General features: G+C 49.2%; 32 protein-coding genes and 1 pseudogene. 28 read left to right on the top strand and 5 right to left on the bottom strand.

Annotated features, from left to right (window positions below):
- The first annotated feature begins 5 nt into the window (after window positions 1-5).
- From OGX89_RS05390 to OGX89_RS05380, 3 genes are read left to right on the top strand one after another with little or no spacing between them, the layout of a single operon-like run.
- On the top strand, window positions 6-689 hold the full coding sequence (locus OGX89_RS05390; RefSeq protein WP_142710227.1) for a phage antirepressor KilAC domain-containing protein: 684 nt from the start codon (window positions 6-8) through the stop codon (window positions 687-689).
- Entirely contained in the window at window positions 686-1681 is a 996-nt protein-coding gene (locus OGX89_RS05385) for a DUF968 domain-containing protein (RefSeq protein ID WP_142710226.1), read from the top strand. Before OGX89_RS05390 ends, OGX89_RS05385 begins: the two co-directional genes overlap by 4 nt.
- A gap of 14 nt (window positions 1682-1695) precedes the next feature.
- Complete coding sequence (locus OGX89_RS05380; RefSeq protein WP_198579279.1) at window positions 1696-2064, top strand: antiterminator Q family protein; 369 nt, start codon at window positions 1696-1698, stop codon at window positions 2062-2064.
- Between the two features lie 38 nt (window positions 2065-2102).
- Here OGX89_RS05380 and OGX89_RS05375 read toward each other — a convergent pair whose 3' ends face one another.
- Both OGX89_RS05375 and OGX89_RS05370 read right to left on the bottom strand, forming a co-directional pair.
- On the bottom strand, window positions 2103-2552 hold the full coding sequence (locus tag OGX89_RS05375; protein WP_125112476.1) for a hypothetical protein: 450 nt from the start codon (window positions 2550-2552) through the stop codon (window positions 2103-2105).
- Between the two features lie 18 nt (window positions 2553-2570).
- Window positions 2571-3518, bottom strand: a complete 948-nt coding sequence (locus tag OGX89_RS05370) for a hypothetical protein (RefSeq protein ID WP_125112475.1) — start codon at window positions 3516-3518, stop codon at window positions 2571-2573.
- Between the two features lie 252 nt (window positions 3519-3770).
- Between OGX89_RS05370 and OGX89_RS05365 the strand changes: the two genes are divergently transcribed.
- From OGX89_RS05365 to OGX89_RS05345, 5 genes are all read left to right on the top strand, one after another.
- Entirely contained in the window at window positions 3771-4268 is a 498-nt protein-coding gene (locus tag OGX89_RS05365; protein ID WP_000423994.1) for a hypothetical protein, read from the top strand.
- A 444-nt stretch (window positions 4269-4712) separates the two neighbouring features.
- Entirely contained in the window at window positions 4713-4991 is a 279-nt protein-coding gene (locus tag OGX89_RS05360) for a phage holin (protein WP_016150433.1), read from the top strand.
- Window positions 4963-5511 carry a lysozyme gene (locus OGX89_RS05355; RefSeq protein ID WP_115601849.1) on the top strand — a complete coding sequence of 183 codons (549 nt, stop codon included), beginning with the start codon at window positions 4963-4965 and terminating at the stop codon, window positions 5509-5511. Before OGX89_RS05360 ends, OGX89_RS05355 begins: the two co-directional genes overlap by 29 nt.
- Entirely contained in the window at window positions 5508-6023 is a 516-nt protein-coding gene (locus tag OGX89_RS05350; RefSeq protein WP_142710296.1) for a DUF2514 domain-containing protein, read from the top strand. Before OGX89_RS05355 ends, OGX89_RS05350 begins: the two co-directional genes overlap by 4 nt.
- Window positions 6020-6250: a hypothetical protein gene (locus OGX89_RS05345; RefSeq protein WP_000990801.1), complete on the top strand. Its 231-nt coding sequence runs from the start codon at window positions 6020-6022 to the stop codon at window positions 6248-6250. The genes OGX89_RS05350 and OGX89_RS05345 overlap by 4 nt, the downstream gene beginning before the upstream one ends.
- Window positions 6251-6325: 75 nt before the next feature.
- Here the strand turns inward: OGX89_RS05345 and OGX89_RS05340 are convergent, their stop codons facing one another.
- On the bottom strand, window positions 6326-6499 hold the full coding sequence (locus tag OGX89_RS05340) for a YnfU family zinc-binding protein (RefSeq protein ID WP_213083834.1): 174 nt from the start codon (window positions 6497-6499) through the stop codon (window positions 6326-6328).
- A 141-nt stretch (window positions 6500-6640) separates the two neighbouring features.
- Between OGX89_RS05340 and OGX89_RS05335 the strand changes: the two genes are divergently transcribed.
- The 8 genes and pseudogenes from OGX89_RS05335 to OGX89_RS05305 all read left to right on the top strand — a co-directional run bounded on the left by OGX89_RS05335 (window position 6641) and on the right by OGX89_RS05305 (window position 9455).
- A complete protein-coding gene (locus OGX89_RS05335) occupies window positions 6641-6838 on the top strand; it encodes a hypothetical protein (RefSeq protein ID WP_024174517.1) in 198 nt (65 codons plus the stop codon).
- A gap of 28 nt (window positions 6839-6866) precedes the next feature.
- Window positions 6867-7031: pseudogene (locus tag OGX89_RS05330) on the top strand (DUF2514 family protein); the annotation flags it as partial.
- A 379-nt stretch (window positions 7032-7410) separates the two neighbouring features.
- A complete protein-coding gene (gene cspG, locus OGX89_RS05325) occupies window positions 7411-7623 on the top strand; it encodes a cold shock protein CspG (RefSeq protein WP_000066494.1) in 213 nt (70 codons plus the stop codon).
- Between the two features lie 10 nt (window positions 7624-7633).
- Complete coding sequence (ymcF, locus tag OGX89_RS05320; protein ID WP_057069020.1) at window positions 7634-7822, top strand: cold shock small protein YmcF; 189 nt, start codon at window positions 7634-7636, stop codon at window positions 7820-7822.
- A gap of 73 nt (window positions 7823-7895) precedes the next feature.
- The gene (locus tag OGX89_RS05315) at window positions 7896-8126 is read left to right on the top strand and encodes a hypothetical protein (RefSeq protein ID WP_000756041.1); all 231 of its coding nucleotides are present in this window, start codon (window positions 7896-7898) and stop codon (window positions 8124-8126) included.
- A gap of 204 nt (window positions 8127-8330) precedes the next feature.
- Window positions 8331-8504, top strand: coding sequence for a GnsA/GnsB family addiction module toxin (locus tag OGX89_RS05310; protein ID WP_001100119.1), 174 nt, complete (start codon window positions 8331-8333; stop codon window positions 8502-8504).
- Between the two features lie 441 nt (window positions 8505-8945).
- Window positions 8946-9110 (top strand): YnfU family zinc-binding protein, encoded by a 165-nt coding sequence (locus OGX89_RS23755; RefSeq protein ID WP_213090494.1) that lies wholly within the window; start codon window positions 8946-8948, stop codon window positions 9108-9110.
- Between the two features lie 117 nt (window positions 9111-9227).
- A complete protein-coding gene (locus tag OGX89_RS05305; protein ID WP_088902172.1) occupies window positions 9228-9455 on the top strand; it encodes a hypothetical protein in 228 nt (75 codons plus the stop codon).
- On the opposite strand, the gene OGX89_RS05300 is transcribed toward OGX89_RS05305, so the two are convergent.
- Complete coding sequence (locus OGX89_RS05300) at window positions 9436-9654, bottom strand: DUF1883 domain-containing protein (RefSeq protein ID WP_232034713.1); 219 nt, start codon at window positions 9652-9654, stop codon at window positions 9436-9438. The two genes, OGX89_RS05305 and OGX89_RS05300, sit on opposite strands and share 20 nt — an antisense overlap.
- 198 nt (window positions 9655-9852) lie before the next feature.
- On the opposite strand from OGX89_RS05300, the gene OGX89_RS05295 reads away from it, so the two are divergent.
- Entirely contained in the window at window positions 9853-10491 is a 639-nt protein-coding gene (locus tag OGX89_RS05295; protein ID WP_072667361.1) for a hypothetical protein, read from the top strand.
- Between the two features lie 10 nt (window positions 10492-10501).
- Here OGX89_RS05295 and OGX89_RS05290 read toward each other — a convergent pair whose 3' ends face one another.
- Entirely contained in the window at window positions 10502-11005 is a 504-nt protein-coding gene (locus tag OGX89_RS05290; protein WP_032652440.1) for a hypothetical protein, read from the bottom strand.
- Window positions 11006-11295: 290 nt separating this feature from the next.
- Here OGX89_RS05290 and OGX89_RS05285 point away from each other — a divergent pair, with 290 nt between their 5' ends.
- From OGX89_RS05285 to OGX89_RS05235, 11 genes are all read left to right on the top strand, one after another.
- Window positions 11296-11865, top strand: coding sequence for a hypothetical protein (locus OGX89_RS05285; protein ID WP_000210383.1), 570 nt, complete (start codon window positions 11296-11298; stop codon window positions 11863-11865).
- The gene (locus OGX89_RS05280) at window positions 11807-13930 is read left to right on the top strand and encodes a phage terminase large subunit family protein (RefSeq protein WP_286560032.1); all 2124 of its coding nucleotides are present in this window, start codon (window positions 11807-11809) and stop codon (window positions 13928-13930) included. Before OGX89_RS05285 ends, OGX89_RS05280 begins: the two co-directional genes overlap by 59 nt.
- Window positions 13931-13938: 8 nt before the next feature.
- Window positions 13939-14202 (top strand): gpW family head-tail joining protein, encoded by a 264-nt coding sequence (gene gpW, locus OGX89_RS05275; RefSeq protein ID WP_000483309.1) that lies wholly within the window; start codon window positions 13939-13941, stop codon window positions 14200-14202.
- Complete coding sequence (locus OGX89_RS05270) at window positions 14202-15839, top strand: phage portal protein (RefSeq protein ID WP_001045359.1); 1638 nt, start codon at window positions 14202-14204, stop codon at window positions 15837-15839. The genes gpW and OGX89_RS05270 overlap by 1 nt, the downstream gene beginning before the upstream one ends.
- On the top strand, window positions 15836-16702 hold the full coding sequence (locus tag OGX89_RS05265; protein WP_001052909.1) for a S49 family peptidase: 867 nt from the start codon (window positions 15836-15838) through the stop codon (window positions 16700-16702). Before OGX89_RS05270 ends, OGX89_RS05265 begins: the two co-directional genes overlap by 4 nt.
- A 1-nt stretch (window position 16703) precedes the next feature.
- Window positions 16704-17294 carry a hypothetical protein gene (locus OGX89_RS05260; RefSeq protein ID WP_001472856.1) on the top strand — a complete coding sequence of 197 codons (591 nt, stop codon included), beginning with the start codon at window positions 16704-16706 and terminating at the stop codon, window positions 17292-17294.
- Window positions 17294-17698 (top strand): head decoration protein, encoded by a 405-nt coding sequence (locus OGX89_RS05255; protein WP_001472189.1) that lies wholly within the window; start codon window positions 17294-17296, stop codon window positions 17696-17698. The genes OGX89_RS05260 and OGX89_RS05255 overlap by 1 nt, the downstream gene beginning before the upstream one ends.
- A 97-nt stretch (window positions 17699-17795) precedes the next feature.
- Window positions 17796-18845 carry a major capsid protein gene (locus OGX89_RS05250; protein ID WP_001472190.1) on the top strand — a complete coding sequence of 350 codons (1050 nt, stop codon included), beginning with the start codon at window positions 17796-17798 and terminating at the stop codon, window positions 18843-18845.
- Window position 18846: 1 nt separating this feature from the next.
- On the top strand, window positions 18847-19227 hold the full coding sequence (locus tag OGX89_RS05245; protein ID WP_001118869.1) for a hypothetical protein: 381 nt from the start codon (window positions 18847-18849) through the stop codon (window positions 19225-19227).
- A 4-nt stretch (window positions 19228-19231) separates the two neighbouring features.
- Window positions 19232-19591 (top strand): head-tail joining protein, encoded by a 360-nt coding sequence (locus OGX89_RS05240; protein WP_000537794.1) that lies wholly within the window; start codon window positions 19232-19234, stop codon window positions 19589-19591.
- Entirely contained in the window at window positions 19588-20133 is a 546-nt protein-coding gene (locus tag OGX89_RS05235) for an ATP-binding protein (RefSeq protein ID WP_142710261.1), read from the top strand. Before OGX89_RS05240 ends, OGX89_RS05235 begins: the two co-directional genes overlap by 4 nt.
- Window positions 20134-20136 lie beyond the last annotated feature (3 nt).

The following is a 20136-nucleotide window of genomic DNA, read 5'->3' as shown; positions in this document are numbered from 1 at the left end:
AAAGTATGAGCCAATTAGCAACAACAGCATTAACCATGTCCAGCAGCGATATTGCTGAGCTGGTGGAATCACGACATGACCATGTTAAACGGTCCATTGAACGCCTGGCAGAGCGCGGTGTTATTGAACTCCCCCCAATGGGGGAAGTTAAAAATCACCTCAATCAGTCGGTATCGGTTTATCTGATAGGGAAGCGGGACAGTTATATCGTTGTCGCGCAGCTGTCGCCGGAGTTTACCGCGCGTCTGGTTGATCGCTGGCAGGAGCTTGAGCAGGCACAGCAGCAGACGATTCCTCAATCATTCTCTGAAGCCCTACGTCTTGCAGCTGACCTTGCAGAACAAAAACAGCAGTTGACTAACGAACTGGCTGCCGCGGCGCCGAAGGTAGCGTTTGTTGATCGGTACTGTACAGCCAGTGGGTCAATGTCATTCCGCCAGGTGGCAAAACTGCTTAAGGCCAAAGAGCCCGATCTGCGGTTATTCCTCCTTGAGAACGACATCATGTATCGCCTTGGCGGAACGATGACCCCACGGCATCAGCATATTGATGCGGGCCGTTTTGAAGTGAAAACCGGCACATCCGTAACCTCAAACCATGCATTCAGCCAGGCACGTTTCACGCCGAAAGGCGTGCGCTGGATTGGTGGACTGTGGGCAGAACACATTGCCAGGGGGCAGGTCGCGTGAGAGCTCTGCTTACCCCCGAGATCGCCCATCGTATGGGGATTGTGCTGTTCCGTCCTGGTGCGGAACTGATGCACCTCTTCATGCGTGGTCGCGTTCTGCTCGAGCCTGAACCAGAAGAAATGTCGTCATTCAGTACTGGGGCTGTTCCGGCAGCCATTCAGCCGCTGGCTGATGATCCGGTAATGCGGCAGGTCTTCGGGAATGAGCGGGTTATTCAGCGTGCCGGTGGGCTTCCTTCCCTTGAGCAATGGTTGAGTACCCGGTTTGAATGCCAGTGGCCACATTCATCATGGCACGACAAGAACTTCACAACAATGCGGCACCCACCAGGAAGCATTCGCCTGTGCTGGCATTGCGATCACACTTTGTCGGGGCAGCATACCGAACAGCTTGCAGGTATAGCGGCAGGAAACCTGGTATCCTGGATTCTGGAAGTCATTCGGCGTGATTCTGGTTTTCCCGAGTCGCATATCCTGACGCTTCCGGAACTGTGCTGGTGGATGGTCAGAAACGACCTAGCTGATGTTATTCCGGAAAGCGTTGCGCACAAAGGGCTGCGCCTTCCGGATGAGAAGATCCGTTCTGTCATGAGGGAAAGCGACATAGTGCCTTCCTCGTCAGCAACCAGACTCGTGCAGGAGAAGGCGAAGAAGATCCTCACGCTCTCTGTTGATCCGGAGTCTCCAGAGTCTTTTATGCTCAGGCCAAAACGTCGCCGCTGGATAAATGAGACGTACACCCGCTGGGTTAAAACACAACCCTGTGAGTGTTGCCGACGGCCAGCAGATGATCCGCACCATATCGTAGGGCACGGTATGGGTGGTACAGCAACAAAAGCCCATGACCTCTTCGTGATCCCTCTGTGCAGAGAGTGCCACGACGAGTTACACGCCGATGTACCGGCATTCGAGCAGAAGCATGGTACGCAGCTTGAGCTGCTACTGCGTTTTATGGATCGGGCGCTGGCGATCGGTGTAATTGCGAAAGCTTAAGTGTATGGAGAAAAGTGATGCGTGATATTCAAATGTTACTTGAAAGATGGGGCGGGTGGGCTGCCAGTGATAGTTCTGGCGTGGACTATTCTCCTATAGCTGCAGGATTTAAGGGGCTGTTGCCGCAAACAGGTAGATCCCGACCGTCATGTACTGACGATGATGCGCTGATCATCGAAGGTTGCCTGGCGCGATTGAAAAGCCGGAAACCATATGAGCATTCACTGCTTGTAGCTCACTATCTGTATGGAATATCCAAGAGGAAGATCGCAAAAGTGCGTAAAAAAGATGAGAAATTGATACGGATCGAGATACAGATGGCTGAGGGGTTTATTGATGGCTGCCTTTCAATGTTGGATGTAAGGCTTGATATGGATGAATAACTAATTGTTAACATTATGCCCCGTGTAGGGGCCTAATGTTACAAGTGAGGGAAAATTCTACGCAGCACTAACCAACACCTACCAAATGTGCAAAGTGAAAGGAGCAGCGAAGACAATCCTAACAGGAGAAATAAAAAATCAATTGGTTGAGCAAAGACCTTAACATCCTCTGGTAAGAACATAGCGATCAGTGGAAACAAGCAGGCCAAAATCAGCGTCAACCCTGTTGATAGCAAGCGATTTATCAATGTTGGTAATATATTATTCCTTTTGAGGGCGTTAATGGCCCCATCTTTGTCACTATCTGCGCTACTGAATATAGATATAGCGGCGAGAACAAACCCAAAAAGAATTCCTGAAATTGTCGAAAGCACACCTGCTGTAGTTAACACATCAGCATGTTTCATAGGCTTAAACAGTTTTGTCGCTGCATAAGTAATCAGAACTAAGAGGACCACTTTCCAAAAAAGAGTTAGAAATTCTCTCATTTTGTCCTCCCTTTTGCGTTACTGGTTTTTTTTTGCAAGCTCATACTGTGCAAGGTAATTTGCATTATCAATTTTAGCAGATATCATCGCCGTCCTGATATCAGAATCAGAAGGATAGCCGCTTTTTACTACTATAGTTTTCGAGCCTATGAGCACTTGATCAAGTAGGCTTTTTGGCGCTGTATCTGATGGTTCTGTTACATCAATTTTCTTGATGTTTAGCCCGCCAGAGCCTTTGGGGAATAGTTCAAGCAGTTCTTTAATAGCATCAGTAACTGATGATTTAAGATAGTTGAAGCCTGCTCTTTTGGGACGAATGCGACCGCGCATGTTAAGTCTCAGGTGTGAACCGCCCATACCAACCACCATATCAATGATGTCATTAGTAAGGTCATTCTTAATCTGATAATTAGCTTTATTGAAATTTCTTGGCGCTGCGACAGTGAGGTCAAAACTGCGAAGGATGTTCCCATCTTCAAGAAGTTCCTTCATGCTCTCGTGCTTCCAGATAGCCTCGAATGTAACATTTTTCATTTGTGTCTTGTTGTACAAAATGAAAGATAAATCATTCACTTTGGGGCCTAAATGGTTGAGAGTCATTGCTAGTAAATCTGTTTCAAAGTAGTAAATAAAATATGTCCGTTCTACTACTGAATCTTTATCGCTAAGCGGTATCGTTCGCTCGCTTCCTGTGGTGCCATCCTCGATAAAAGGTAAGAGACAATCACGCCTCCACGAGACATACCCAAAATAACTCTGCTGCTTATCATCCTTTTCAAGAATGACAAGTTTTAAACCGCGGTTTTGGGTTTCTGCTGTCACCACTAAAGGGAATGTAATCGGAGTCGTGTTTGTCATTTGCTCGAATGCAAGTTTCGCTGTAGACAGACCGTCTTTTTTACTTCCATTTCCAGTGAAAAAGCCAACTCTTACGCGACGAGTTTTCTTCTTATCTTCTGTAGTCATTATCAATCCGATGAGAATTTCTGATAAACGGACGAAAAATACTATAAATAATTGAGAAGATCATTAGCGCGGTCCGCAAAAAGTGATGTAACGTGTTAAGAGTGGTCACTTCGACACACAGCTTAACAATCGAAGCCCTGCCAGAAATGGTGGGGTTTTTGTTTTTCGCACTCAGTGTAAGTGAAATATAACCATGTGCTTTCAGGGTGAGTTACTATGCAGATTCCTTTCAAAAGTTGTCTGGAGAGTGGCATGGAATTAACATTTAAGGATCTGAAAGAAAAACGCACTAAACTGGTCGAGGCGCAATGGAAGTTACAGGATAAACTTCAGGAGAAGGCGAGCGAACTACTACGAGAGTATTCAGGTTCTCTTGATCTTACATCTCGTGAGTGGACTGGTTCTGACGGAACAAGATGGCCTTATGTGGACATTGGTATTTGGGAGGAGGAGGGGAAGTTCTTTCCTGTCTTAATCCCCCAACTCAATATGGACAGCCGTTACCACTTGAATTTCGTGATTGCAACCACTCTTGATGATTCTCCGCTAACAGGTGGCTACAGGCAGGGCGTAAGCATCTCACTCTGGTATGAGAACTCATCATTTTATGCTGAAGTAGGCTCAGGAGACGACGTCTCCCGTTTTTCTGTCTCATCTCAGCTGGGTGGATTTTATCAGGTATGCAACGCTATTAAGGCGTTAATTAGCTCTTCTATGGATCGCGCCATGCCAGATATTCCAGCGAATTAATAAAGCATAAACATCTTTCAGGGCTATGCAAATGCACGGCCTTTTCTATATCCCGTTGTGAAATGTTCGTGAGGCATGGGTTGTCAGCCAAAGGATCACCGGGAGACACCCGGCACCACGCATCCATTATTGCATAGCAAAAAGGCTCACAACGGTGGAACTTTTAGCAGGGCGAAAAAAAGCCCGCATTGGGTTGCGGGCATAACAGAGAACAAATAGCTAATATTCAAGTTGTCTTTCATCAACTTGTCAGAAGAATTTAACCTTAAGAAAAATTGATGTAAAGACAATATTGATTTCTGGTTACAGGCTGCGCATTTGCGTGGCCTTTTCTATTTCAGGCTCACGGGAATCATCCGCTACGTGCTTTGTTGATAAATCCAGCCCGTGAAGCCTGACCTTTTCATCACACACAGCGCCATCCGAAAAATCGGAGGTGAGGCTATGACCAGAATGAGCACCATTTACAGCAGACTTTCATATGGATCAGGAACCACGCTTGCCGGCTGCGGTGTATCAGCGAAGGCATATGCCGAAACAGCTAAAACAGCAAAAGAGGTGTCCTGGATGTTGGCCGACAGAATTGCAGGGTTAAGCCTGAGCGACTGGGCAATTATTGTCGGTATCGCATGCACCGTTATCACCTGTGCAGTGAACTGGTATTTCCGCTGGAAAGAACGGGAGGATCGGCGCAATGGCTATGCCACCAAAGCTGAAGAATAAACTGAGTGCAGCGGTCGTTGGTTTAATTCTTGCGGGGGCTTCCGCGCCCGTGATTCTCGATCAGTTTCTGGATGAGAAAGAAGGCAACAGTCTGACCGCATACAAGGATGGCTCCGGCATCTGGACTATTTGCCGTGGCGCCACGATGGTTGATGGTAAGCCAGTAGTTCAGGGCATGAAGCTGTCTGCTGAGAAATGCGATCAGGTAAACGCCATTGAGCGTGATAAGGCACTGGCGTGGGTTGACCGAAATATCAAAGTACCACTGACCGAACCACAGAAAGCCGGGATCGCGTCTTTCTGCCCATATAACATCGGTCCCGGAAAATGTTTCCCATCTACGTTCTATAAGCGAATAAATGCTGGCGACCGTGAAGGTGCCTGTGAAGCGATCCGCTGGTGGATAAAAGACGGTGGTCGCGATTGTCGTCTGACCAAAGGGCAGAAGAACGGTTGCTATGGTCAGGTTGAACGGCGAGACCAGGAAAGCGCGTTGACGTGCTGGGGGATAGACCAGTGAGCCTGCGCTATCAGTTCATTGTTATTTTGTTGCTGGTGGCCGTTGCATTCTTCGCGGGTAGTGTATGGAGCAGCCGCGGTTGGGAAAAGAAGTGGGCCGAGCGTGACAGCGTAGAATCATCGCAAACAGCGAACGCACAGACCGCCGCTCGCATGATTGAACAAGGGCGTATTATTGCCCGTGATGAGGCTGTAAAAGATGCACAAGCACAAGCCGCTAAATCCGCTGCCACTGCTGCTGGCCTGTCTGCCACTGTTAACCAGCTGCGTACCGAAGCAACAAAGCTTGCCACTCGCCTGGACGCCGCAAAGCACACCGCAGATCTTGCCACTGCCGTCAGAAGCAAAACAGCCGGAGCCGACGCCGCAGTGCTCGCCGACATGCTCGGACGCCTTGCAGAAGAAGCTCGATATTATGCTGAGCGATCTGACGAAAGCTACCGGGCAGGAATGACGTGTGAGCGCATTTACGACTCAGTGAGGCAGTCAAACAACAACAGGGTTAGAAGATGAACGCAGAAAACCTAAGTGAAGCGTATTACCTCAATAACGATATAAAAGAACTACAACTTCAGAAAAGCATACTGGAAAGTGGTGCCGGACTTGGTGTGACAATCCAGTCTACCTATCAGGATAACGCCTTTCTTGATGCCATACGCCCGCATGCAGTGGCTGAACTTGATCGCCGTATTGTGGAGAAGAAAAAAAACCTCTCCACTCTGGGTGTTACATTCTCTTAAATGAGAACAACAATAAAAGGTTATGTCTGCTTTGCCACATTCTGAGAGTATGAGTTTTATTTGGTAGTCAATCAGTTACTTTATTGGTTTGCTTTCCGATGGAAGATAGATGTTTCCACAGAAGGGGCAAATTAACGTTATATTGTTTTTTATTCTCGACAGACTGTGCTTTGACTGGCGGGAGCAATGAGGACAAGTACTTTTCACATGGCGTAAAGTACGCATCTTGATATCTTTGAGTATCGACATGTTGATTGTCCTGGTGGGCGGTTAACAACCATACACCACATGTTGGCTAATAGCTTCTTTTATAACCGTTACGATGTAGTCGTTAGCCATAATCAATCAAGCCTCGCAATAGCGGGGCTTTTTAACAACTGAGGAATGAGCATTACAGTAGTTCTTACAGCTAAGCAGATTGAAGACCTGGCTGCCTTCGCAAAAGAAGATGGCCAGCCACAATATACCATCACTACCGGAACAATCCCTGAGTTCGAAGCGGATGATGGCGAGGTTATCCCTGAGTACACCGGGCTGATTGCCTATTCCGAGTCGCTAGAGCATAGCGTTCTACAGCTCGATAACTAACGAATCAACATAACTTTCCATCCGCCATGACACCACAATGCTCGTAGACATGCCAGGAAGCCTGGCAGAAGAAGCTCGATACCATGCTGAACGCGCTGATGAAAACTACCGAGCAGGAATGACATGTGAGCGGATTTATGAGTCCGTAAAAATACTAACAATGAACCGTAGAGGAAAAATAATAGCTCTATAAATTAAGATGTTGACGGTTTTCGTGGATAAATTTGTGAATTTTTACTATGAAGGAAATACGACTCTTCCTTGAGTCAAAATCCCTGACAACTTAGGGTGATAGATAAAGGTCTTACGCAGCATGACATAATTTTCGATTTAAGCTATTTAAATTAATTTTTAAGATCAAAACCCACTGAGATTTACTTACAAAACTAAACCTTGCTATGTCTGGTTAATCATGCGTTAATGAATGTCTGGTTTGTAACGAATTTATCTGAAGCAGTCGCTGTAATAATTTTATTCCTTGTTCCTGTTGAGATTTCCTTGTTAGCTTTTCTCTCTGATAATTTTTTTTCGGACCATTCTGCCCAAGGGCTTACTCAATAAAGGTAATGTTTATGTCTAATAAAATGACTGGTTTAGTTAAATGGTTTAATCCTGAAAAAGGTTTTGGTTTTATCACTCCAAAAGATGGTAGTAAAGATGTGTTTGTTCACTTCTCTGCTATCCAGAGTAATGATTTCAAGACGTTGAATGAGAATCAGGAAGTTGAATTTAGTGTTGAACAGGGACCTAAAGGCCCCACGGCAGTTAATGTCGTGGCTGTATAAGGTAACTGTTATTACTAATAATATTCACTTCAGATGTCCGTGTTGCCACGGATCTCAGTACCGAACGTCAAACTTTGATGTTACTGAAAAAAATCCTTTCGGAGCAAAATGTATTTTTTGCAAATCAACAATGATTACATTTGATAATATTGCACTGTACATTCGTTCTGGTCAGTCTTCGTTAGAATTCAGAAAATAAATTTCAGGCTCCTTATGGAGCCTTTTTTGTATGCTGAACCGACAATCTCTGTAAGAGACATCACGGTAAAATTATGAAAAAAGTCATCGTTTTTTTTAATGCAGAACCAGCAGTTGTTGTAACCGTAATGAAAGGTATTACTACGATAATGCGTGAGTTTCCCAATGGGGAAAAAGCACACCTACCCGTGATGTCAGCGGGATTTCCATCTCTGACAGGAGACCATAAAATAGTTTATGTAGCCTCTGATCGTGATGTCAGTTCAGAAGAGATCCTCGAGGCAGCCTCGAAGCTTTTGAAATGAGATCTGGTTGTTTCGTGACCGACCCGGATTTTAGTACAGTGGTTTGTGTGGTCGCGAGCTCTTTTGCATGAAGATTGTACTGCAAACTATTGATAATTGAGTCTTTCTATTCTATCTTTTAAACATATCAGCGCTTATACAAGTGCTCTACGGGGAATGTAACATGCCTGGCGTTGATACGTTAGAGATCAAGAGAGGTAAACAATGAACGTCGAAGATTTAAAAAGAAAAACTGAAGCGGATATTTCTGAATTCATCACAAAAAAAATTATTGAACTCAAAAAAAAGACAGGAAAAGAAGTTTCCGATATCCAGTTTAATGCTCGTGAAAAAATGACTGGGCTTGAAAGCTATGATATTAAAATCACATTAATCTAATTGTTATAAGACTCAGTTCGAGTGAAAAAGCATTATCTTGAAAGGTAATGCTTTTTTATTTCTGTCATAAAATTTAGAACGTTGTCAAAGCCTTCACTTCTAACCACAGATTTTCTGCTTACCTTTTAACGGGTCCTCCTTGACGATTCTGACCATCGAGGGGCAGCAGCGGCGCGGGATTTGGAGCATTTTTGATTCTTCACGCAACCATTTCAGCATTTGATGCTGATGACGGAACACTATCCCCGAATACACTGGGTTTGTTGCATTCTCTGATTCAAAAGAACACGGTGTGCTTCAACTTGGCTGAGCAGGCATTACAGCAGACATTCACTGAGTGCCTGCGACAAAGTTAAATGGCATCAAGCATGCGATGATGATTGATTAATAATTGAGCTATGCATGGTATAATAAGCCCCATTCATTGAAAGGTTAACCACCATGTCATTTTTCGATTATGCAATGCAGCGTGTTGGGCTTGCAGCCAATACGACTGTCATGTGCCCGATATGCGGACATAAATCCACACACTCGACCACGAAAGTACGCCAACAACAGGCGTTACTTTGCCCTAAATGTAAATCGCTGTTTGTCATTCACAGATAACATGCGACCTGCTGAATATAACCGCCTACGGGCGGTTTTTTATTGCCATCACAAAGGCCACTTTCGAGTGGCTTTTTTAATGGTCATCACGACGGGTATTACAGCAGGAATTACTGAGTGCCTGCGATAATGCTCAATATTTTTATCGGAGTGAATATGCCACCGCGCACACCGAAGGCCGGCCTGAAAGGGGCGATACAAAAAAGGGAAAAAATGAAAAGACATAAGCGAAATAAAAAAGCCACCACATCTGCAAATGTGATGGCTGGCATTCGGATTAATTCAGGTTGGCTGAATAAGTTAGCCGCAGATATTACTAAAATAATTAATGAAGCATGTCCCTAATCTCATCTGAGATATCTCTTGGCCCTGCAGGCTGAGGCGCAACCAACCGGGTCGGAAGTCTCTCGAAGAAACCACCACCACCATGATGATGAAAACCCCGGTTATTTTTATAACTATTGAAGTTACTGTCGGTAGTGAGAAGGATGTTGCACTGGTGCGAGCAGTCAACAACAACGACATCACCTGCATTCAGGTGCATTCGTTTGTGAAGAAATTGCATAAGTCTCCTTATCAAGAGGCAATCAGCACTCCTCTCAAGGCTGGTACGCCAACGTCCCACCGCTGACGGGCTGAGCCATTACCTTACCCAGACTCAACGATAAGTAACATCCTGATATTCAGACAGTAACTGTAATCGATAATGCTGAAGAATAGGCAGTAAATACAGGTGACTGATATGGCAACACTGAAGGATTTATCAAACCAGTTAAAGCAACTGCAAAAGCAAATCCCGTTTGCCACAGCTCAGGCGATGACAAAAGTTGTACGCCAGATTGAGTTGGCTCAGAAGACGGCATTCGAACGACATCTGGAGAGCCCCACGCCGTTTACCGTTAAATCAGTTGGTTCGGTGGCGGCAAGAAAGAACAATCTGACCGCAAAGGTTTTTGTCCGTGATACCGCTGCTGGTTATCTGGAACCATTCGAGTTTGGCGGAGAGCACAAGCTCAATAGCCAGGCTCTATTAAATCCCAAGAACGTTAAGCTAAACAAATACGGCAACATGCCGCGTAATAAGCTCTCACAGCTTAAAGCAAAGGAAAATGTATTCGTAGGTGAGGTTGATGGCGTTAACGCTGTCTGGCAGCGTAAGAAGCCGATGAAAGCTAAGAAGCGACGGGCCAAACGTTCCGCTAACGGGACGCGAAGACCGAAACGCAAACAGCGTTCTCCAAAGCTTTTGATCCGGTTTGGTGATGCGCTACCTGTGACTCCAGTGCTGGGGTATATGGATAGGGCCCGTACCATGGCGAACGCACTGCTACCGTCTGCTTTAAATCAGGCGATAGCAGAAGCCATCAGGACGGCAAAATAAAAGCAGTAACTTATAAGTTAATTTCGCAAGCTTTTATGAAGCTGTTTACTGCAGTTGTCGATCCAGAAACATTGGCTGACATGGAATGCTGGTTTCCGCCATCCTTTGTTTGCACACCAACTAACACTTTGGATTTCGCCCCCTGAAGCTGCTTAAGCACTGTTTTCAGTTGGTCCGTGTCATCCGATTGAATCTGGAGGCTCTGAACATTACGTCTTGAAAGGGTAGCATCGAGCTTCACTGCGGTATTCCCGTCGACCTTCATTATCAGGTCCATTGGTACCTCTGATAGTGATTCGGTGCTTTTATCCATTTCAACGTATGCCGCCGATAGCTTTTCTTTAGTGCAGTCAAACACAATGGCGCCATTGTCGGATGAAACCTCGCCAAGCATCATTGCTTTCTTACCACCAGAGAAAAGGTCATCTTCAGTATTAGTTACCCACTGGGCATGAGCAATTGGTGATGCCAGCACTGCGGCTACGAAAGTTATTTTGATTATATTGTTACCCATTACATTCTCCTTGTATTGAATAGGAATAATCATAGTCGGAGCGAATGGTCGAAGCCATTAAAAAAATGGGTCCTTCCTGAGACTTTTGTAAGGCACGGGCATTGCGCGCCGCGGTGTTTTCCTAGCTACAACTTTCAGATTTGTGTCCCATGTCCCACCTCTGGCGATCATTACGGACACCTCGCCAGCTCTGGCTATTCCAGTTTATTCCAGTGGGACATTCTGGTGGGACATGGCAAAAATGTCCCAGGCGAATGTCCCACCCCAGAAAATGTCCCAGGTGATGTCCCATGACCACGATGAACCAGAGTCAGTACGCACAACATTCAGGTGTGGATCGCAAAACAATTGGTCGGTGGATTAAAGCCGGGCGCTTCATTGTGATGGACGGAGACCTGATTGACGTAGAGGCCAGCGATGCGGCATTGAAGAAAAACCGCGATGGCAAAGACCCGCGCGCCTCGAACGCGAAGAAAAAGAAAACTCCCGTCGTTAGCGATAACGATGATGACGGTGATGAAATCAATAAAACTGTCCGCCAGATAATGCTCACTGAAGGGGCAGATCTTTCGAGAGAGGAAGCGGGACGTATCCGCGAGAATTACATGGCCCTGCAGGCAAAGCTGCAGTATGAAAAAGACAGCGGCCAGCTTATTGAGCTGACAGCAGCCGAGGAGGTTTTATTCAACGCCTTTCGCCAACAGCGTGATGCCTGGCTTAACTGGCCGTCCAGGGTGGCGCCGCTAATGGCTGCTGATCTGGATGTACCGGCGGACAGGATGACAGAGGTGCTGATTGAACATGTCCACAAACACATCTCAGTCCTCGGAGAGCCAGAGTTTAACCCGGCAGAAGATTGAGCGTCTTGAATTAAGCGTCCGCAAAGGCTGGACACCCCCGCCGCGTATCAGTGTGCCGCAGTGGGCAGATGACTATCGTAAGCTGGCAAAAGAGGCTGGGAGCACTTCGGGAAACTGGGAAACATCGACGGTAGAAATTGCCCGCGGACCGATGCTTGCCGCGACGGAGTCCGGGGTTCATATCATCACTGTAATGTGCTGTACCCAGTTGATGAAGACAGCACTGCTGGAAAACCTTTTTGGCTATTTTGCCCACCTCGATCCTTGTCCGATACTGCTGCTGCAGCCGAAAGAAGAAGCCGCTGAACAGTTTTCGAAAGAGCGTATTAGCCCGCTGGTAAGGGTGACGCCGGTACTGCGTAAAATCATCGGTGATTCGAAACAGAAAAGCTCGAAAGAAACCATTCTTTACAAGGCGTTCACTGGCGGATTTCTGGCGCTGGCGGGTGCTGGTAGCCCTGATAACCTTGCGCGTCGTCCGATTCGTGTCCTGCTGGCGGATGAAGTGGACAAGTACCCGATAACCCGCGAAGGCGATCCAATTGCGCTGGCCGAAGAGCGTACAGCGACATTTGGCCTGACCTGGCTGTCTGTACGCGCCTGTTCGCCGACGGTGGAGGATGAGAGCCGCATTGCTGACAGCTACGCCGACTCCGATCAGCGCCGGGCATCTGTGGTTTGCCCGCACTGTGGCCACCGCCAGTTCCCCGACTTTTTCAAACACGTTCAGTGGCCGAAAGAGGGAGATAAACACCTGACTAAATCGGCGATGCTCTATTGCGAATGCTGTGGTAGTGGCTGGTCCGAAGGACAGCGCCTCAGAGCTCTGCAAACTATTCGATGGCATCAGACGCGCCCATTTGAGTGCTGCGGGGAGCGGCACTCACCGCTGATGGATTATGACCTTGCCTGGCGGGCGGCAGACGAGGGCAGCGTTGAAAAGGTCTGGCAATGGTCAGAGTCGGAACGGCATGCGGTCTATCGCGCAATCTGCCCCTCCTGTGGAAAGGAGGCAGTCGATAACCACCACGCGGGGTACCAGGCATCCAAGCTTTTCAGCCCCTGGCAAAAAGATAAGCCGTCGGATATTGCGAAAAAATATATCGATGCGAAGGGCGATCCGGATAAGGAACAGGCGTGGTGGAATACCCAGATGGGGCTTCCGCACCGACCTAATCATGGGAAACAGCTCCCTGTTGATGTTCTGCTGGCGCGCCGGGAAATATTTCCGGCCGTCGTTCCGGACGGGGTGGCATTGTTAACAGCTGGAGTTGATACCCAGGACGATCGCTTCGAAATTACGATCACCGGCTGGGGGAGAGATGAAGAATCGTGGTCGGTCGCGCATGACGTTATTTATGGTGACCTTGAGACGGAAGAACCCTGGAAGCGACTGGATGCATACCTGAAACAGATCTGGCGACGTGGTGACGGGCGCGGCCTGAATATCATGGCAACGTGCATGGACTCCGGCGGCCACCATACGCAGAAGGTATACGAATTCGCCAAAGAGCGTCTTGGCCGTCGTGTCTGGGCAATTAAGGGGGAGTCTGCACAGGGAGGCAAACGCAATCCTGTCTGGCCGACCAAACGACCATCATCGAAAAGCAAAGCCAGTTTCCGCCCTGTCATTCTGGGGGTTAACTCAGCGAAAGACGTGATACGCGGTCGCCTGCATCTTGAGCCACCCAAACCTGGCGCCGCCGCTGCGGGTTATATGCATTTTCCTGACGATCGCGATCTCGGGTACTTCAATCAGCTGCTGGCGGAGCGACTGGTTTACAAAGTCATTTCCGGGCAGCGGTACAGTATCTGGGAAGCAATACCAGGACGAGCTAACGAAGCGCTTGACTGCCTCGTTTACAGCTATGCCGCGCTGTGCGGTCTCAAACATATGGGGTTAAAACTCAACGTCCGGGCCGCCAACCTCGAAGCCGATCCGGATAAGTTCCTGCCAGCGCTAGTTGGACAGGAAGAAAAAATCAATTACGAGCTGCCGGGTGCGGTTATTGAAGAACCAGCGCCGGTCAAACGTAAGCGAATATCGCAACTCCTGCCGAAATAAGGAAAATCATGTTCAACCGGAACACCAGCCTGCTTGCCGGCGCAATGACTGACGATCAGCTCAGGGATGCGCTTGCGAAAGCTCAGCAGGCGTACATTGATTTAGCAACCGGGAGCCACGGTGTTTCGTTTTCCTATACGCAGGGAGACGGGACGCGATCAGTGTCCTATCAGCAAAGCACCCTGGCTGATCTGCTGGCCCTGATTCAACTTCTGCAGGCGCAACTGGGGATTATCTCTCGTCCCCGGAAACCAGCGAGGTTTAGATTCTGATGAATAAAGTACAGATACTGGGCTCTGATGGGCAGCCGTTGCGACAGCAGCGTCCCTCTATGCTGGTGGGGGGGAGCCGCGTACCTTATGACGCAGCTGACTCTTTCAGCGATCAACTGGCGAACTGGCAACCCGCGCTGTGGTCCCCGGACAATGAAATTAACATTTACCGGGATCGCATCGTGTCCCGCGCACGCGATCTGGTCCGTAATGACGGCTGGGCAAACGGTGCGGTCACACGTCTGCTGGATAATGCGGTTGGTGCCAACTTCCGCCCCATCATGAAACCCGATTACCGTGTTCTCAGAATGATCACCGGAAACAAGGCGTTTGATGCGTCCTGGGCGGAAGAGTACGGAAAAGCACTGGACGGGCACTGGCGGACCTGGAGTAACGATCCTGGCCGGTATTGTGATGTTGAACGAAAACTCACCGTGTCGCAGATGTTACGCCTGGGATTTCGTCACAAGCTTATTGACGGGGATGCTCTGGCCATTCTCCAGTACAGAACTGACAGGCTTGGTCCCGGAAGAGGGCGTTACGCCACCACGGTACAGATTGTCGATCCTGACCGCCTCAGTAATCCTCAGCAGAATTTCGATATGCCAAATGTCCGTGGTGGCGTTGAAATTGATGCGGACGGTGCGCCGGTTGCTTACCACATCAGGGAGGCCCATATCGGTGACTGGTGGAGCGGGGCTAAAACCATGACGTGGCAGCGTATCCCGCGTGAAACTGACTGGGGCCGCCCGCATGTGGTTCACGATTTTGATCATGAGCGTGGCGCGCAGCACCGCGGTAACGGCATCCTGACTCCGGTTATTCAGCGTCTGAAAATGCTGGTGAAGTATGACCAGAGTGAGCTTGAGGCAGCAATTCTTAATGCCATATTCGCCGCTTACATTGAGTCACCCTATGACCCTGCGATGGTTCAGTCTGCCCTGGGCGAGACCTATGACGAGTCGGAGTTAGGCACTTATCAGGACGGGCGTGTTGAGTTCCATAACGATCGGCGTCTGACACTTCAGAATGGTGCCCGAATGCCCATTCTTTATCCTGGTGAGAAAATCACGACGGTTAACGCGGCGCGGCCCTACAGCAATTTTGAAGTCTTCGAATCTGCTGTTCTCCGTAATTTTTCTTCAGGAACAGGGTTGTCCCCACAGCAGGTCACCCAGGACTGGTCTGACGTTAACTACAGCTCTGCACGCTCCTCGTTGCTGGAGGCATGGAAAACACTGACTCGCCGCCGGGACGATTTTTCTACCGGCTTCGCTCAGCCCATTCTCACCGCCTTTGTTGAAGAAGTTCACGACAATGAGGATTTACCCCTGCCCGCAGGCGCACCTGATTTTGTTGACGCCAGAGCCGCGTATTCTCGCGCGCGCTGGATGGGGCCAGGGCGCGGCTGGGTGGATCCGGTTGCAGAGAAAAAAGGCGCCATTCTTGGTCTGGATGCCGGACTTTCCACCCTCGAGATTGAGGTGGGTGAAAACGTCGGTGAAGACTGGGAAGAAGTGCTTGATCAGCGCCAGAGAGAAATTGAGTCATGTCTTAAACGCGGATTACCGCTTCCGAGCTGGGCACAGGCTGACCAGTTTGCGAGCCAGACCATTACCGATCCGGAGGAAAAGTGAATCTACCCCATCTGGCCCAGCGATTATTTAACACCCCGCTGGCGCTGCACCCGAGTAAAGCCGAAGTCATCATGGCATCCGTAATGGACCGATTTGGTATCAGTAAAATCGAATCTTCTCTTGCCATGGAGGATGACTGGTACGGATATGACGATAACCGGGGACGTGAATCCCGTAGTGATCCGGGTTATGACAATGTGCTGGGTGTCGCCGTCATCCCGATATGCGGAACGCTGGTGCAAAAACTGGGCAGTCTGCGTCCGTACAGTGGAATGACTGGGTATGACGGCATTCGTCAGGCGTTTCTTACTGCGATGGAAGATCCCGACATTTCGGGCATTTGCCTGGATATCGACTCACCCGGCGGCGAGGTCGCTGGATGCTTCGATCTGGTTGATGTCATTTACGGCTCCCGGGGGAAAAAGCCTATCCATGCCATTCTGACGGAAAGCGCTTATTCCGCTGCGTATGCCATTGCCAGTGCAGCGGACCGGATTTCTGTTCCGCGCACCGGCGGAGTGGGTTCTGTGGGTGTGATCACCATGCACCTTGACTGGACGCAGCGGATTAAAGATGACGGTCTTAAAGTTACGATCATCACCTATGGATCCCGCAAGGCTGAAGGTTCGCCGCTGAGAGAGTTGTCAGATGAAGCGCTGGCCGCCATCCAGCAGGACATTAACACCATGGGCGAATTGTTTGTGAACACTGTTGCCAGAAACCGGGGGATTAGCGCAAAGGTTATAAAAAGTACCCAGGCCGCCTGTTTTATGGCTGCTGATGGCGTTGAAATTGGACTGGCTGATGAGGTGTGTCCTCCTGACGCTGCGTTCAAAAACTTACTTGAAAAAACAGGAGCCTGAAATGGCAAAGAAAAAGACGTTTAGTTTTGCTCACCTCATTGGTCTTGGCCCTTCCGCTTCTGAGGAAGAAGAGGATAAAAAAGCCAAAAAAGCGAAAGCCCGTCGCGCGGAAGAGGACGAGCGCGAAGATGATGCCGATGATGATGAGCGCGACGACGACGCGGAAGAAGACGAACGCGACGATGATGCTGAAGATGACGGCGATGATCCGGATGCGTCAGAAGATGATGATTCTGAAGACGACGGCGACGACGATCGCAAAGAGAGTAAGGCGGTAAAAAATGCACGCGCTGCTGAGCGTAAACGCTGCGCCCGTATTTTCGGCAGTAAGCATGCAGCTGCGAATCCTTCACTGGCCGCGTCACTGGCTTTCAATACCGGGATGAGTTCTGCGGCAGCAATTAATGTCCTAGCCTCTTCGGCTCCGGCCGCAGCCGCATCTCAGCCATCCCGTAAACGCTCTCTCGATCAGCGTATGCAGGAAAGCCACCAGGTCCGGCTTAATCCGGATAGCGGACAGAAAGAGACCGGAAAGTCTGCGCTGGTAAGTAAAATGACCGGCCTCTACAACTCCACAAGAGGAGAGAAATAATGGATCAGTTTGGTCAGAATGCGTTTGCGCCTGGCATGAAGAGCGCGCTGTTTGTTCCGGATCAGCTTGTCGCTGGCACGCTCCAGCTGGTGACTGACACCGGGATCATTACGGGCGGTGCCTTTAAGCGTGGTACTGTCCTGGGCCTGGTGGCTGCCAGCGGGAAATACACGCAATGTGTGAAAACGGCTGAAGATGGCAGTCAGTTACCCGTTGCTATTCTGGTTGATGATGTTGATGCATCGTCTTCCGATCAGAACGGCGGCCTGTATCTGATGGGGGAATTCAACCAGCACCGAATTATTTTTGATAACTCCTGGACGACCGCTGACCTGAAAAAAGCGCTCCGACCGCTGGCTATCTTCCTGAAAGACAGTGACCAGGCACCTGTAACCACCTCCTGATTTCCCCCACGGCTCTCCTGACGAATGCTTTAACCGGCAGGGGCTGGCTCGTTTAAATTTTTTGCCAGCTGCGGCTGGCACTATCAAGAGACTGAATATGGAAAATATTTTTGATACCAGCGTGCTGGTGCAGGTTGTTCCTAACCTGAAAACCAGTCAGAACTGGCTGCTCGATCGCTTCTTCCCGAATGTAGTGACTTACGAGACTGAAGAAGTGGCGATTGATGTTGATGTCGGCCTGCGTCGTATGGCGCCGTTCGTCTCCCCGCTGGTGGAAGGTAAGCTGGTCGAATCCCGTAAATACCAGACCAATACCTTCAAACCGGCATACATCAAAGATAAGCGCGCGCCGGACCTGCGCAAACCTATCCGCCGCCAGATTGGTGAGCGTATTGGCGGGGAATATACCGCTGCCGAGCGCGAAATGCTGAACCTTCAGTTTGAAATGACTGACCAGATTGACATGATCAACCGTCGTCTGGAATGGATGGCGGCGAGTGCGCTGGTGTCTGGGACCGTAACCGTCGCCGGGGAGGGCTATGAAACTAAGGTGGTGGATTTCGGGCGTGCTTCGGATCTGACCATCACTCTTAGCGGCTCGGATAAATGGCCACTGACCGTTGCAGCTGGCGCTACCAATACCCAGCCATCAGATGACATTGAAATCTGGCAGACTACTTTCCTGAAAGAGTCCGGCTCTGTCGCCACGGATCTGGTCTTTACGAATAAGTCATGGCGTGCATTCCGACTGGATACCACCATCAAGGATAACGCCATTACATTCCCGGCGCTGAGCCCGTTTGGTAACCAGATTAACGCCGGCCCACAGGTAATGAAGGGCGCAATTTATAAAGGGCGCTGGGGTAACTTTGACCTCTGGTTATATAACGACTGGTTTATTGACCCGCTGGATAACGTCGAGAAGCCTATGATCCCCGATGGCGCTGTCATTATGAGTGGTGCCGATCTGATGGGTACCCGCGCCTTTGGCGTTATCCTGGACCCGGCTTTCAACTACGGTCCGCTGGCTTATGCGCCAAAATCCTGGGTGAAAGAAGATCCAGCCCAGCGTCTTATCCTGATGCAATCCTCCCCGCTGGTTATTCCGAGCCGGGTAAATGCATCCCTCTGCGCAACGGTGGTCTGATATGGCAAAACAACCTAATACCGGGTTGGCTGATGATCTGAATGCAGAAGGATCTGCCAAAGACGGCCTGAGCGTTGACGACCTGAATGCTGGCGATAACACCCAGGAAAAACAGCCTTTGAGCAAAACAGATGATGCCGAATTGTCTGTTGATGACGATGGTGGTGACGAAAAATCCGGAGACACTGAATCGCAGGAGTATGTGGTGTTGAAAGGGAATTGCATTCGTCATGACGGGGAGATGTACCGCGAAAATATGCGCATCCCTGTAACCGGCAAAGATGCTGAGCGTCTTCTGCAGTCCGGCGTTATTGCTGATGTTGATGTGCTTCGTAAGCGAGTTCTTGCTTCTCAGCCATCAGTTTCAGTTACGACAGGGTAATGACATGGGCGTGGACTGGGATTCTCATCTTCTGAGTCCGCTGCATGATGTCTTTGGCGATGAGCACGAGTACCGTCCACGTAACGGTACTCCTTTTACAATTAACGGGATTTTTGACCGTGGTTATGCGCAGGTTGCTGAAAACCTTGATGGCGATTCAGAAATTAACACCTCCAGCCCGATGTTGGGTGTGCGCGATGCTGAATTTCGCAAGCTGGGTAAATCGCAACCTGCTGTATCTGACCGGGTATTTATAAAGACGGTCGGTGGTCACATCATCAATCAGTTATTTGTTGTGTCAAACGTCGAACCCGACAGTCATGGCGGATCTCGTCTTGTCCTCAATGTGGTAAAACCGCGATGAATTCAGCAGCGATACGGCAAATGGTTGTCACTGCACTAACCGGGGCAACCAGCGCGGGCGACCGCGTATTCTCTCCACGCGACTGGTCAACTTCACCAGATATGTATCCTGTGTTGTTGGTTCAGACGCCTTTTGAACAGAAAAAATCACAGGGGCGTAATACCCCTGCTTTTACCACCCTCACCACTGTCAGGATCACTGGGCGCGTTCAGGAGTATGACGGCAATACAGTGGATGATGGAGCCATGCGGGCAGAGCTGGCGCTTGAAAGCCTTCGCGAGCAGGTGGAGCGCGCGGTGATCAACAGCTACGAACTGACGCGGAATATTCAGAAATACGCGGAAGTTCGTTCAACCATCAATGTTGATTCAGAAGGAGAGGCCCATATGGGGCAGCTTCTTTTCGAGATCGACATAGAGCATTACCAGGGGCCGGAAGATTTTTATCCTGTCCAGTCGGTTCCCCTTGAGGGCATGGATATTGCGGTCGACATGCCAGACGGCACAGTTAAACCGGGTATCAGCCTCAATCTTCAGGAGTAATCC

It is taken from the genome of Citrobacter sp. Cpo103 (assembly GCF_030332605.1).
Lineage (GTDB): Bacteria > Pseudomonadota > Gammaproteobacteria > Enterobacterales > Enterobacteriaceae > Citrobacter > Citrobacter portucalensis.
The sequence above is the reverse complement of the archived record's forward strand: the minus strand, read 5'-3'. Positions and strand labels throughout refer to the sequence as shown.

What these genes read in the sequence shown, in the direction of transcription:
- OGX89_RS05250 (WP_001472190.1), top strand. Translation starts at nt 17,796, where the DNA reads ATGGAAAATATTTTTGATACCAGCGTGCTGGTGCAGGTTGTTCCTAAC.
- OGX89_RS05285 (WP_000210383.1), top strand. Translation starts at nt 11,296, where the DNA reads ATGACCACGATGAACCAGAGTCAGTACGCACAACATTCAGGTGTGGAT.
- OGX89_RS05360 (WP_016150433.1), top strand. Translation starts at nt 4,713, where the DNA reads ATGACCAGAATGAGCACCATTTACAGCAGACTTTCATATGGATCAGGA.
- OGX89_RS05240 (WP_000537794.1), top strand. Translation starts at nt 19,232, where the DNA reads ATGGGCGTGGACTGGGATTCTCATCTTCTGAGTCCGCTGCATGATGTC.
- OGX89_RS05315 (WP_000756041.1), top strand. Translation starts at nt 7,896, where the DNA reads ATGAAAAAAGTCATCGTTTTTTTTAATGCAGAACCAGCAGTTGTTGTA.
- OGX89_RS05310 (WP_001100119.1), top strand. Translation starts at nt 8,331, where the DNA reads ATGAACGTCGAAGATTTAAAAAGAAAAACTGAAGCGGATATTTCTGAA.
- OGX89_RS05295 (WP_072667361.1), top strand. Translation starts at nt 9,853, where the DNA reads ATGGCAACACTGAAGGATTTATCAAACCAGTTAAAGCAACTGCAAAAG.
- OGX89_RS05260 (WP_001472856.1), top strand. Translation starts at nt 16,704, where the DNA reads ATGGCAAAGAAAAAGACGTTTAGTTTTGCTCACCTCATTGGTCTTGGC.
- OGX89_RS23755 (WP_213090494.1), top strand. Translation starts at nt 8,946, where the DNA reads ATGTCATTTTTCGATTATGCAATGCAGCGTGTTGGGCTTGCAGCCAAT.
- cspG (WP_000066494.1), top strand. Translation starts at nt 7,411, where the DNA reads ATGTCTAATAAAATGACTGGTTTAGTTAAATGGTTTAATCCTGAAAAA.
- OGX89_RS05235 (WP_142710261.1), top strand. Translation starts at nt 19,588, where the DNA reads ATGAATTCAGCAGCGATACGGCAAATGGTTGTCACTGCACTAACCGGG.
- OGX89_RS05355 (WP_115601849.1), top strand. Translation starts at nt 4,963, where the DNA reads ATGGCTATGCCACCAAAGCTGAAGAATAAACTGAGTGCAGCGGTCGTT.
- OGX89_RS05345 (WP_000990801.1), top strand. Translation starts at nt 6,020, where the DNA reads ATGAACGCAGAAAACCTAAGTGAAGCGTATTACCTCAATAACGATATA.
- OGX89_RS05245 (WP_001118869.1), top strand. Translation starts at nt 18,847, where the DNA reads ATGGCAAAACAACCTAATACCGGGTTGGCTGATGATCTGAATGCAGAA.
- OGX89_RS05340 (WP_213083834.1), bottom strand. Translation starts at nt 6,499, where the DNA reads ATGTCGATACTCAAAGATATCAAGATGCGTACTTTACGCCATGTGAAA.
- gpW (WP_000483309.1), top strand. Translation starts at nt 13,939, where the DNA reads ATGTTCAACCGGAACACCAGCCTGCTTGCCGGCGCAATGACTGACGAT.
- OGX89_RS05365 (WP_000423994.1), top strand. Translation starts at nt 3,771, where the DNA reads ATGGAATTAACATTTAAGGATCTGAAAGAAAAACGCACTAAACTGGTC.
- OGX89_RS05375 (WP_125112476.1), bottom strand. Translation starts at nt 2,552, where the DNA reads ATGAGAGAATTTCTAACTCTTTTTTGGAAAGTGGTCCTCTTAGTTCTG.
- OGX89_RS05370 (WP_125112475.1), bottom strand. Translation starts at nt 3,518, where the DNA reads ATGACTACAGAAGATAAGAAGAAAACTCGTCGCGTAAGAGTTGGCTTT.
- OGX89_RS05270 (WP_001045359.1), top strand. Translation starts at nt 14,202, where the DNA reads ATGAATAAAGTACAGATACTGGGCTCTGATGGGCAGCCGTTGCGACAG.
- OGX89_RS05390 (WP_142710227.1), top strand. Translation starts at nt 6, where the DNA reads ATGAGCCAATTAGCAACAACAGCATTAACCATGTCCAGCAGCGATATT.
- OGX89_RS05290 (WP_032652440.1), bottom strand. Translation starts at nt 11,005, where the DNA reads ATGGGTAACAATATAATCAAAATAACTTTCGTAGCCGCAGTGCTGGCA.
- OGX89_RS05280 (WP_286560032.1), top strand. Translation starts at nt 11,807, where the DNA reads ATGTCCACAAACACATCTCAGTCCTCGGAGAGCCAGAGTTTAACCCGG.
- OGX89_RS05255 (WP_001472189.1), top strand. Translation starts at nt 17,294, where the DNA reads ATGGATCAGTTTGGTCAGAATGCGTTTGCGCCTGGCATGAAGAGCGCG.
- OGX89_RS05300 (WP_232034713.1), bottom strand. Translation starts at nt 9,654, where the DNA reads ATGCACCTGAATGCAGGTGATGTCGTTGTTGTTGACTGCTCGCACCAG.